The following is a 10,127-nucleotide window of genomic DNA, read 5'->3' as shown; positions in this document are numbered from 1 at the left end:
GCGGTAGAGGCCGTCGGCTCCGTGCCGGTCGTCGAGCAGCCGGATGCGGCGGACGGCTTCTTCCAGGGCACCCGCGTCACTCGCCCCGACGCGGCGCACGGGGCGCTGTGCCGCCGTGGCGTCGAGGGCGAGGCCGACGGGTCCCAGCGAGGCGGCGGCCACTGTGGCGCCCCCGCTGGTCATGAATGCGCGACGTAGCACGTCGCTCTCCTCGTAGGTGTCGTGCGGGTGGTGCGGGTCGTACGGGTTCTGCGTTTCATACGGCTCGCACGCCCCGCTGGTCTCACTCGTGGCGTTCGCCGGGTTAGTGGTGCACGTCAGGGGCGCGTCCTCGGTGTCGCGCGCCCGGCGTCCGCGTACCGACGAGCGGGGCGCGAACCCCAGATCGGTGAGCGTGCGGCCTGGGAACATGTGCAGGAACACCCGTTCGTACGCGTAGTTGGGGCAGCGGATCTCACCCGCCTCGACGCGGCCGATGTAGCGCGCGTCACAGCTCACCTGCTCGCCGATCTCGAGGGCGGCCCGGCGGATCACCGCGGCGAACTCGGCCGGCGAGCGCTGTCCGCGCAGGTGCCGGAAGGCGAGGTTCGGCCGTGGCGGCCGATCGGGTTGAGACGAGGTCACTGTTGACGACGCCATGGCCGGGTCCTCTCGTGCGAACCGTCGAACCATGCCGGAAATGGGGAGATTTGTACGTGTTGCCCGTACGGCCTTGCCCTGTGTCCGGCGAGCAAGAACGTACCTGCTGTGCCGGAGTCGTCACGCTGGGTTTGGCTACAAACCGGATATCTCATACGTGATCTGCCATGAACTGCCATCCTTTGCGGCTGACTTCCGCCGTAGCCGTTGACGGGCGGCCGCGTTGAACCCCACGGACCGGGAGGCCCCCGACTTCCGACCGCTCGTCCAAGCAGGGGTTCCGTGGTGGAGGCCGGGATGGAGATCAGCCGGATCGACCGGATCAACGATCCTTGTACGCCGCCGAGTACGCCGGCGGCCTGCTGCGATGTCGTGACGGTGCCGGCCCGGCAGGGGCTGGAGGCGGTCGACATCCTGCGGCGCGGCCCCGCGGAGGCCGTCGGGCCCGTCCTGCACGACGACGGGGGCGGCACACTCGGCTTCCTGGTGCCGCCGGGGACGGCCGCTGCGTGGGACATGCCGGGGAGCACCTGCACCGGGACCGACGGTCGCGGCATGACCCTGGCCCCCGAGCCGCCGGTGGAGGGCTCGGACTGGCTGCTGCCGCCCGGGGAGGCGGACCTCGCGACGGACCCCGCGGTCCTGCGCGAGGCCCTGGGGGAGGCGGCCCGGATGATCAAGGCGGCGGACAGCTGCCGCTGAGGCGCCGCAGCGGCTGCCCGGGAGCGTATGCCCTGCTTACCGACCAGACCCCGATAATGACCCCATGGGAAAGTCGAGGAGCGGCCGGCGCAGACAGGCCGACGCGGAGGCCGTCGTCGAGAGCGTCGACGGCGGGCTCGCCGAGCTGATCCCCGACCGCGAGCGGGTCCGCGCCTGGACCCTGGTGATCGACGGAGCCCCGCAGTCGCACGTCGACCTGGACGACCCGGCGTACCTGTCCTTCGAGTACCAGCGCCGGCTCGGGCACGTCATCGACCTCGCCGCTCCGCCCGGCCGGCCCGTGCACGCCGTGCACCTCGGCGGCGGCGCGTTCACCCTCGCCCGCTACGTCGCCGCCACCCGGCCCCGCTCCACCCAGCAGGTCGTCGAACGGGACGCCGCCCTCGTGCAACTGGTGCGCAGGGAGCTGCCGTTGGACCCGAACGCGCGGATCAGGGTGCGCTCCGTCGACGCCCGCGAGGGCCTCGCCAAGGTGCCGGACGGCTGGGCCGATCTCGTCGTCACCGATGTGTTCAGCGGGGCCCGGACACCGGCCCACCTGACCTCGACCGAGTTCCTCGACGATGTCCGCAGGGCCCTCAAGCCCGGCGGTGTCTACGCCGCCAACCTCGCCGACGGGCCGCCGCTGGCCCACCTGCGCGGCCAGATCGCCACCGCCGCCGCCCGTTTCGAGCAGCTCGCGCTGGTTGCCGACCCCACGGTGCTGCGCGGCAAGCGCTTCGGGAACGCCGTCCTGGTCGCCTCCGACCATCCGCTGCCCGTCGCCGAACTGACCCGCCGCGCCGCCTCCGACCCGCATCCCGGCCGGGTCGAGCACGGCAGGACACTCACCGACTTCACCGGCGGGGCCGTGCCCGTGACGGACCTCGCGGCGGTGGCGTCCCCGGCGCCGCCCGCGTCGGTGTTCAGATGACCCCGTACGGCGCGTGACCCCGTACGGCGCGTGACCCCGTACTTCTCTCAGTAGTTCCCGATCTCCACGCGCGGCGGTCCGTCGTGCCAGGTGCAGAACACCGACACCCGGTCCGCGCCCGAGGCGAACTCCACGCGGATCCACGACTCCGTCTTCCACACCTGCATCGACCAGCCCGCCCCGGGGGTCGCCGAGACCAGGGAGGCGGAGGTCCGCCCGAGGTCGAAGACGACCCGGCCGCCGTCGGTGTCGTAGCTCTTGACCTCTCCGGAGGCGGAGGCGGGGGCGGGGGCCCTGGGGGAGGGGCTGGACGGCTTCGTGGGGGTCGGGCTCGGCTTCCTGGAGGCGGGCGGTGCGCTCGGGGTGCGCTGCGGCGGACTCGGCCGCCGCGTCGGCGTGGCCGACGGCTTCGACTTCTGCCTGGCCGCGTCGGCGGCCTTGATGGGCAGGGCGCGCGGCGGGTCGTAGGCCGTGCCCGCCATCACCGTGTGGACACCCCACCACGACAGCGTGACCGCCGCGCCCGTGGCGAGCAGCCAGGCCAGTACGTGTACGAGTCCTCTGCGCATCGCGGCCATACTGCCCCACGAGTCCCACGAGTTGTCCACAAGCGAGAGTTGTCCACAGGCCCGTACCCGGCTGTTCGAGATGGCGTACGGTGCGGCGCATGGCACGTGTACTCGTGGTCGAGGACGACCAGTTCGTACGCTCGGCGCTCATCCGGCACCTGACCGACGCCTCGCACACCGTGCGCAGCGTGGGGACGGCGCTGGAGGCGCTGCGCGAGGTCGCCCATGTCCGCTTCGACGTGGTCATCCTGGACCTCGGACTGCCCGACCTCGACGGGTCCGAGGCCCTGAAGATGCTGCGCGGCATCACGGACGTGCCGGTGATCGTCGCCACGGCCCGGGACGACGAGACGGAGGTCGTCCGGCTGCTGAACGCGGGAGCGGACGACTATCTGACCAAGCCCTTCTCGGTCGAGCACCTGTCGGCCCGTATGGCGGCCGTGCTGCGCCGCGCCCGCTCCGGAGCCGGAGAAGGGGAGCCGACCCCGGTGATCCGGGTCGGCGGCCTGACCGTCGACCCGCTGCGGCGTCAGGCCGAGCTGGACGGTGCGCGGCTCGACCTCACCCGCCGCGAGTTCGACCTGCTCGCCTTTCTGGCCCGCCGGCCCGGCGTCGTCGTCCCCCGCAAGGAACTGCTCGCCGAGGTGTGGCAGCAGTCGTACGGCGACGACCAGACCATCGACGTCCATCTGTCCTGGCTGCGCAGGAAGCTGGGTGAGACGGCCGCGAACCCGCGCTATCTGCACACCCTGAGGGGCGTCGGGGTGAAGCTCGAACCACCGGGGGCGGAGATGCCGCGATGAGGTGGGCCCTGGTCAAGGTGTCGCTGGCGGTGACCACCATGGTCGTGCTCGCCTTCGCGGTGCCGCTCGGACTCGTCATCCGCGAGATGGCCCGGGACCGCGCCTTCTCCAACGCCGAGCGGGAGGCCGCGGCCGTCGCCCCCGCCCTGTCCATCACCACCGACCGCGACCAGCTCGAACGGGTCGTCGCCTCGGCCGGCTCCGACGCCGGGATGGCCGTGCACATACCGGCGGGCGACGGCCAGGACGCCATCGATCTCGGGCGGCAGCGCGCCGCCGACCAGGACATCGCGGCCGTGCGGAAGCTGGGCCGCGCCTCCACCTCCGGTGTCACCGGCGGCTCGACGCTGCTCCAGCCGGTCGCGCTGAGCACCGGCGAGATCGCCGTCGTCGAGGTGTATGTGCCGGAGTCCGAGGTCACCAACGGCGTGGGCACCGCCTGGGCGGTGCTCGCCGGGGTCGGTGTCGCGCTGATCCTCGGCTCGGTCGCGGTCGCCGACCGGCTGGGCGTGCGGATGGTCCGGCCCGCGCAACGCCTGGTCGAGGGCGCGCATGAACTGGGGGAGGGCAAGCTGGGCGCCCGGGTGCGCGAGGAGGGTCCGACCGAACTGCGGCTCGCGGCGGTCGCGTTCAACTCGATGGCCGATCAGGTCGTCCAACTGCTGGCGAACGAGCGGGAGCTGGCGGCCGACCTGTCCCACCGGCTGCGTACGCCCCTGACCGTGCTGCGGCTGAACACCGCTTCGCTCGGTGAGGGACCGGCCGCCGACCAGACCCGGACCGCGGTCGAGCAGTTGGAGCGCGAGGTCGACACCATCATCCGTACGGCCCGGGAGGCCAAGCCGCAGACGGCCGCGGCCGGTCCGGGCGCCGGGTGCGACGCGGCCGAGGTGGTCCGGGAGCGGATGGCGTTCTGGTCGGCGCTGGCGGAGGACGAGGGCCGCAAGTGGCGGGTGGCCGGGGCCGAGCGGCCGGTGCGCATACCCGTGGCCCGCGCCGACCTGGCCGCCGCGCTCGACGCGCTGCTCGGCAACGTCTTCCGGCACACCCCGGAGAGCACCGCCTTCGCGGTCGACCTGCACAACGGCGAGGACGCGGTGATCATCCTCGTGTCCGACGCGGGTCCCGGCATACCCGACCCGGAGGCCGCGATGGCGCGGGGCCGCGGCTCCGGGAGCGACGGCTCGACCGGGCTCGGCCTGGACATCGTGCGCCGGCTCGCCGAGTCGACCGGCGGGGACGTACGGATCGGCTCCTCCGTGCTCGGCGGGACCGAGGTGCGGATCTGGATCCAGCTCGACGGGAGGGCATCGGCCGGCAGGGGGCACCGCGGGGCGGTGCGACGCCGGCGGCCCGGCAGGCTGGCCGCCGCCTACCACCGCTCCCGGTCCTCTCACTGACCCTGCCGGAACGCCCGGTGCACGGGTCGGTCACGTTTCGACAAATGAAGTCGACGGCTCTTGACGCATGACCGGACATACGGCTGTTATTGCGCCACCGTGTTCGGTCAAGTTGATTTCTGGTCGATTACGACCGGGTTTCACGCCACACCCTCGTGGCCGAACCCTGCCCTCAGGAGCCGTTCATGCACGACCTCTCTCCCTCGGGACTCGCTCTCCCCGCTCCCAGCCGCCGCACCCTGCTGCGCGGCGTCGGCGGCGCCGCCCTGCTCGGCGCCGGCATACCCCTGCTGAGTGCCTGCGGCGGCAGTGGCACGGCTGCCGATCCGAAGACGGTCAGTCTCGGGTCGAACTCCTCGGACGCGGTGCCGAAGAAGGCGTTCGCGGAGATCTACGCCGCCTTCACGAAGAAGTCCGGCATCAAGGTCGATGTGAACACCAAGGACCACAACACGTTCCAGGAGCAGATCAACTCCTATCTGCAGGGCGCGCCCGACGACGTGTTCACCTGGTTCGCGGGGTACCGGATGCAGTTCTTCGCGTCGAAGAAGCTCGCCACCCCGATCGACGACGTGTGGCAGAAGATCGGCGGGGACTTCCCCGAGGCGATGAAGAAGCTCAGCAAGGGTGCGGACGGCAAGTACTACTTCGTGCCGCTGTACACCTACCCCTGGGCGGTCTTCTACCGCAAGAGCGTCTTCGCCCAGCACGGCTACGAGGTCCCCACCACCTGGGACGACTTCGTCGCCCTGTGCAAGCGGATGAAGAAGGACGGGCTGGTCCCGATCGCCTTCGGCGACAAGGACGCCTGGCCGGCGATGGGCACCTTCGACCAGATCAACTTCCGTACCAACGGCTACGACTTCCATGTCGAGCTGATGGCGGGCAAGGCCTCCTGGACCGATGCGAAGGTGCGCAAGGTCTTCGACCACTGGACGGAGATCCTGCCCTTCCACCAGGACGGCGCGGTGGGCCGCACCTGGCAGGACGCGGCGCAGACGCTGGTGGCCAAGAAGGCGGGCATGTATCTGCTGGGCACCTTCGTCGGCCAGCAGTTCACCAATAAGGCCGACCTGGACGACCTGGACTTCTTCGCCTTCCCGGAGATCGACCCGGCCTTCGGGCAGGACACGGTCGAGGCGCCCACCGACGGCTTCATGCTCTCCAAGGCGCCGAAGAACAAGGCGGGCGCGGTCAAGCTGCTGGAGTACCTCGGCACCCCTGAGGCCGAGCAGATCTACCTCAAGGCCGACTCCAGCGTGGTGGCCGCCTCGGCGAAGGCCGACACCTCCTCCTACACCGCGCTGCAGAAGAAGTCCTTCGAGATGATCTCCAACGCGAAGAGCCTGACGCAGTTCATGGACCGCGACTCCCGGCCGGACTTCACGTCCACGGTGATGCAGCCCGCGCTGCAGAACTTCGTCCGCAACCCCAAGAACGTCGACAGCATCCTCTCGTCGATCGAGCGCCAGAAGAAGACGATCTTCGCGTCCGCATGAGTACCGACACCACCACCGAGAACCCGGAGGCGGCCGCCGAGCCGTCTCCGGGTACCGCCCCCCGCAAGAGCCCGACGGGCCACCGTCGCCTCCTCACCCGCCGCGACCGGATCACACTCGGTCTGATGGCGGGCCTTCCGACGATCCTGCACGTCGCCCTGGTGTGGCTGACGGCGCTGGCCTCCATCGCCCTGGCCTTCACCAGCTGGAACGGCATCGGCTTCGACTCCATCCAGTGGGTCGGACTGCGGAACTTCAGGGAACTGTTCACCGAGAACCCGCAGTTCTGGCCGGCCGTCGAGCACAACGTCGTCTGGTTCGTGGTGCTCATCCTGCTGCCCACGCCCTTCGGGCTGTTCCTGGCCGTGCAGCTCGACAAGAGGATCCGCTTCAGCCGCGTCTACCAGACCGCGTTCTTCCTGCCGGTCGTGATGTCGCTGGCGGTCATCGGATTCGTCTGGCAGCTCGTCTACAACCCCGACACGGGCCTGATCAACAGCGTCATCGGCGCCAACAAGCCCGGCCACTACATCGACTGGATCGGCGACCCCGACCTCAACCTGTGGGCCGTACTGATCGCCGCCTCCTGGCGGCACGCCGGCTACATGATGATCCTGTACCTGGCCGGCCTGAAGAGCGTCGACCCCGCCCTGCGCGAGGCCTCCGCCCTGGACGGGGCCAACGAGTGGCAGACGTTCAAGAACGTCGTCTTCCCGACGCTGCGCCCGACCAACACCGTCGTCCTGGTCGTCACCATCATCGAGGCGCTGCGCGCCTTCGACCTGGTCTTCGTCTTCAACAAGGGCGCCCAGGGCACCGAACTGCTGTCGATCCTGGTGACCAACAACATCATCGGCGAGTCCAGCCGCGTCGGATACGGCTCCGCCATCGCCGTCGTCCTGCTGGTGATCTCGCTCGCGGTGATCATTCCGTATCTGATCGCCACCTTCCGGAAGGAGCGGCGCGCATGAGCACCGTGAGCGCACCGGTCAAGCAGCGCACCCCGATCCGCCCCGCCCGGATCCTGCTGCACACCTTCCTCGTCGTCACGGCGCTCGCCTGGCTCGCGCCCCTGGTGTGGGCACTGCTCGCGGCGATGCGGCCGTACGCGGAGACCAGCGAGAAGGGCTATGTCTCCTGGCCCGACAAGCTGACCTTCGACAACTTCACCAACGCCTTCGAGCAGTCGGACATGCTGCACTACTTCGGCAACACACTGCTCATCGCTGTGCCGGCCGTGCTGCTGACCCTGTTCCTGTCATCGATGGTGGCGTTCTACGTCAGCCGCTTCGACTTCCGGGTCAACCTGTCGCTGCTGCTGCTCTTCACGGCGGGCAACCTGCTGCCCCAGCAGGTCATCATCACCCCGCTGTACCGCCTGTACCTGCTGATCGACCTGCCCGGCATCACGATGAGCGGCAAGCTGTACGACTCCGCGCTCGGCCTGGTGCTGATCCATGTGGCGTTCCAGTCCGGCTTCTGCGCGTTCGTGCTCAGCAACTACATGCGCTCGCTGCCGCACGAGCTGACCGAGGCCGCCCTGGTCGACGGTGCCTCCGTCTGGCGGCTGTACTGGCAGATCGTGCTGCCCCTGTGCAAGCCCGCGATGGCCGCCCTCGCGACCCTGCTCTCCATCTGGATCTACAACGACTTCTTCTGGGCCATCGTGCTCATCTCCACCGGCGAGAACATGCCGATCACCTCGGCGCTGAGCAACCTCTCCGGCCAGTACTTCACGGACCCCAACCTGGTCGCCGCCGGTGCTCTGCTCACCGCGATCCCGACCCTGATCGTGTACTTCGTGCTCCAGCGCCAGTTCGTCAGCGGCCTGACCCTGGGGGCCAACAAGGGCTGACCCTTCAGCGCCTGGAGAAGATCGGCGTCCAGCGGCCGCTGTAGTGGAGGTCGGCCTTCCGGAAGCCGGACAGCGGCGTCGTGCTCTTTCCGTCCAGGCTCACCAGGACAAGCTGGTTGCGGAACTCGCCCTTGCCGGGGTCGCACCGCTCGGGGTCGCATCGCCATGCGATGAGCGAGTCGTCGTCGGCCCAGGCGAGCAGTTGCTGACCGGGCACGAGCGCGACGCGTTCGCCGTTGCTCGCATCCAGCACCTCGGAAACGATCCGGCCGTCATCGCCTGCGAACTTCCCCGTGACGAGCTTCTTGTCGGGGGAGAGGAGCGACCCGGGAGAGCCCAGTTTCGCCTCGTGTTCCGGAACGGGCACCTCCTTGCCGGCCACGTCGTAGAACACCTTGCCCGTCTTGTTCGCCCAGGGCTCCCACAGCAAGGTGCTGTCGCGGCTCCACATGAAGTCCTGGCGTCCGCCGCGGGCGAGGGACCCGCGGTCGTCCTTCCTGGGCGGGCGCTCGGTGAAGTCCGCCCGTCCGGAGGCGACATCGACGACATAGAAGCCGGTCCGGCTCGGCTTGGGCCCCGGCACCTTCTTGTCGTTCACCCGGTACGACGCGTCCTTGAACAGACCATCCGGGTCGGTGCCGTAGGCGGTTGCCACAAGGCGCCTGCCGTCGGGGGAGAACCGCACGCCGCCCACACCCCGGTCCACCTTGATCCAGCGCTCCACCTTGTCCGTGGCCAGATTCAGCAGTCCGATGCGATCGACCGGCAGACCACGCTCCAGCACCGCGGCGGTCTTCATCCCGGGAGCCACATCGAGCCAGGCCCAGTCGGTCTTCCGGTATCGGCCGGTGGTCGTGCTGAGCAGACTCCACTCATAGGCGACGACGCCGTCCCCCTTCGGCTGCCGCACGGATCTCGCGGTGAAGTACGCCGAGACGGCGACCCTCCCGGCGGCGATGCGGTCCCGCGGTGGCGACTGATCCGGATGCGCCATGACGTCCGGGGCCGGAAGCCCGCGCGCGGACCGCTCCGGCGAACCGTCGTCGCCGGCCGTGGCCAGCGACACCGCTACGCCGCATGCGACGACCGCAGCGACAACGCCGGTCACCACGATGCCTCGGACCGTCTTCATGGCTGCCTCCGGGACCAGATGTTCGCGTTACGACAGCGCCGGCACGGCAACGGAGTGCTCCATGCCGGCGCCTTCACCCTCACGGCAATTGCCGAGGGGATTCCGGTCTACTCGTTGAACCACTCGGACTTCACGTCGTAGCCGTCGCCGTTCCACGAGAGCTGCATCTGGTACGAGCCGGATTGACCGACGTCGTAGCCCTTCTTGCCACAGTTGGAGTCGCCGCCATCGGTGATATAGAGCTTCTCGTTGTAGTTGTTGTCGATCAGACGACCCGAGACACCATGGCCGTCCGCCTTTGTGTCGCAGACCTTGAACATGTCTCCGTCATCGATGAAGGTCATCGTGCCCCGGCCGCCCGGAAGCGAGATTTTCTTGTCGCTGTCGAGAGTGGAGAAATCGGAGGCCTGAACCGTCGACGTGGTGCCGGCGAAGACCGTGGCCACAGCCGCACCGGCCACAGCTATACGGGTGAACGATCTGAACACTGAGCTTCCCTTTCACCGCAGGACTGCGGAGCAGCCCCACGGCCCCCCGCCCTGATCGACATCGACCTTAGACACATGATGATCAAAGCGGGAAACGAATTTAAGT

At 69.3% G+C, this 10,127-nt stretch carries 10 protein-coding genes and 1 pseudogene; 7 read left to right on the top strand and 4 right to left on the bottom strand.

Annotation, left to right across the window (positions count from 1 at the left end; all coding sequences use genetic code 11):
- Positions 1–639: pseudogene (locus ACFTZL_RS33910) on the bottom strand (hypothetical protein); the annotation flags it as partial.
- A 297-nt stretch (positions 640–936) separates the two neighbouring features.
- Between ACFTZL_RS33910 and ACFTZL_RS33905 the strand changes: the two are divergent.
- A complete protein-coding gene (locus tag ACFTZL_RS33905) occupies positions 937–1,341 on the top strand; it encodes a hypothetical protein (RefSeq protein ID WP_382590811.1) in 405 nt (134 codons plus the stop codon).
- Between the two features lie 64 nt (positions 1,342–1,405).
- On the top strand, positions 1,406–2,275 hold the full coding sequence (locus ACFTZL_RS33900; RefSeq protein ID WP_382590804.1) for a spermidine synthase: 870 nt from the start codon (positions 1,406–1,408) through the stop codon (positions 2,273–2,275).
- A 47-nt stretch (positions 2,276–2,322) separates the two neighbouring features.
- Here the strand turns inward: ACFTZL_RS33900 and ACFTZL_RS33895 are convergent, their stop codons facing one another.
- The gene (locus ACFTZL_RS33895) at positions 2,323–2,844 is read right to left on the bottom strand and encodes a hypothetical protein (protein WP_382590801.1); all 522 of its coding nucleotides are present in this window, start codon (positions 2,842–2,844) and stop codon (positions 2,323–2,325) included.
- A 98-nt stretch (positions 2,845–2,942) separates the two neighbouring features.
- Here ACFTZL_RS33895 and ACFTZL_RS33890 point away from each other — a divergent pair, with 98 nt between their 5' ends.
- The 5 genes from ACFTZL_RS33890 (at position 2,943) to ACFTZL_RS33870 (ending at position 8,401) form a co-directional block, all read left to right on the top strand.
- Positions 2,943–3,647 carry a response regulator transcription factor gene (locus tag ACFTZL_RS33890; RefSeq protein ID WP_382590798.1) on the top strand — a complete coding sequence of 235 codons (705 nt, stop codon included), beginning with the start codon at positions 2,943–2,945 and terminating at the stop codon, positions 3,645–3,647.
- Positions 3,644–5,047, top strand: coding sequence for a sensor histidine kinase (locus tag ACFTZL_RS33885; RefSeq protein ID WP_382590795.1), 1,404 nt, complete (start codon positions 3,644–3,646; stop codon positions 5,045–5,047). The genes ACFTZL_RS33890 and ACFTZL_RS33885 overlap by 4 nt, the downstream gene beginning before the upstream one ends.
- Before the next feature lie 185 nt (positions 5,048–5,232).
- Complete coding sequence (locus tag ACFTZL_RS33880) at positions 5,233–6,546, top strand: ABC transporter substrate-binding protein (RefSeq protein ID WP_382590792.1); 1,314 nt, start codon at positions 5,233–5,235, stop codon at positions 6,544–6,546.
- On the top strand, positions 6,543–7,517 hold the full coding sequence (locus ACFTZL_RS33875; RefSeq protein WP_382590789.1) for a carbohydrate ABC transporter permease: 975 nt from the start codon (positions 6,543–6,545) through the stop codon (positions 7,515–7,517). The genes ACFTZL_RS33880 and ACFTZL_RS33875 overlap by 4 nt, the downstream gene beginning before the upstream one ends.
- Positions 7,514–8,401 (top strand): carbohydrate ABC transporter permease, encoded by an 888-nt coding sequence (locus tag ACFTZL_RS33870; protein ID WP_382590786.1) that lies wholly within the window; start codon positions 7,514–7,516, stop codon positions 8,399–8,401. Before ACFTZL_RS33875 ends, ACFTZL_RS33870 begins: the two co-directional genes overlap by 4 nt.
- A 4-nt stretch (positions 8,402–8,405) precedes the next feature.
- On the opposite strand, the gene ACFTZL_RS33865 is transcribed toward ACFTZL_RS33870, so the two are convergent.
- Together ACFTZL_RS33865 and ACFTZL_RS33860 are read right to left on the bottom strand one after the other, a co-directional pair.
- The gene (locus tag ACFTZL_RS33865) at positions 8,406–9,533 is read right to left on the bottom strand and encodes a hypothetical protein (RefSeq protein WP_382590783.1); all 1,128 of its coding nucleotides are present in this window, start codon (positions 9,531–9,533) and stop codon (positions 8,406–8,408) included.
- Positions 9,534–9,640: 107 nt separating this feature from the next.
- On the bottom strand, positions 9,641–9,979 hold the full coding sequence (locus ACFTZL_RS33860) for a hypothetical protein (protein WP_382590780.1): 339 nt from the start codon (positions 9,977–9,979) through the stop codon (positions 9,641–9,643).
- Positions 9,980–10,127 lie beyond the last annotated feature (148 nt).

This window comes from Streptomyces sp. NPDC056948, from assembly GCF_042674225.1.
Taxonomy (GTDB): Bacteria; Actinomycetota; Actinomycetes; order Streptomycetales; family Streptomycetaceae; genus Streptomyces; species Streptomyces purpurascens.
The sequence above is the reverse complement of the archived record's forward strand: the minus strand, read 5'-3'. Positions and strand labels throughout refer to the sequence as shown.

What these genes read in the sequence shown, in the direction of transcription:
- ACFTZL_RS33905 (WP_382590811.1), top strand. Translation starts at nt 937, where the DNA reads ATGGAGATCAGCCGGATCGACCGGATCAACGATCCTTGTACGCCGCCG.
- ACFTZL_RS33900 (WP_382590804.1), top strand. Translation starts at nt 1,406, where the DNA reads ATGGGAAAGTCGAGGAGCGGCCGGCGCAGACAGGCCGACGCGGAGGCC.
- ACFTZL_RS33895 (WP_382590801.1), bottom strand. Translation starts at nt 2,844, where the DNA reads ATGCGCAGAGGACTCGTACACGTACTGGCCTGGCTGCTCGCCACGGGC.
- ACFTZL_RS33890 (WP_382590798.1), top strand. Translation starts at nt 2,943, where the DNA reads ATGGCACGTGTACTCGTGGTCGAGGACGACCAGTTCGTACGCTCGGCG.
- ACFTZL_RS33885 (WP_382590795.1), top strand. Translation starts at nt 3,644, where the DNA reads ATGAGGTGGGCCCTGGTCAAGGTGTCGCTGGCGGTGACCACCATGGTC.
- ACFTZL_RS33880 (WP_382590792.1), top strand. Translation starts at nt 5,233, where the DNA reads ATGCACGACCTCTCTCCCTCGGGACTCGCTCTCCCCGCTCCCAGCCGC.
- ACFTZL_RS33875 (WP_382590789.1), top strand. Translation starts at nt 6,543, where the DNA reads ATGAGTACCGACACCACCACCGAGAACCCGGAGGCGGCCGCCGAGCCG.
- ACFTZL_RS33870 (WP_382590786.1), top strand. Translation starts at nt 7,514, where the DNA reads ATGAGCACCGTGAGCGCACCGGTCAAGCAGCGCACCCCGATCCGCCCC.
- ACFTZL_RS33865 (WP_382590783.1), bottom strand. Translation starts at nt 9,533, where the DNA reads ATGAAGACGGTCCGAGGCATCGTGGTGACCGGCGTTGTCGCTGCGGTC.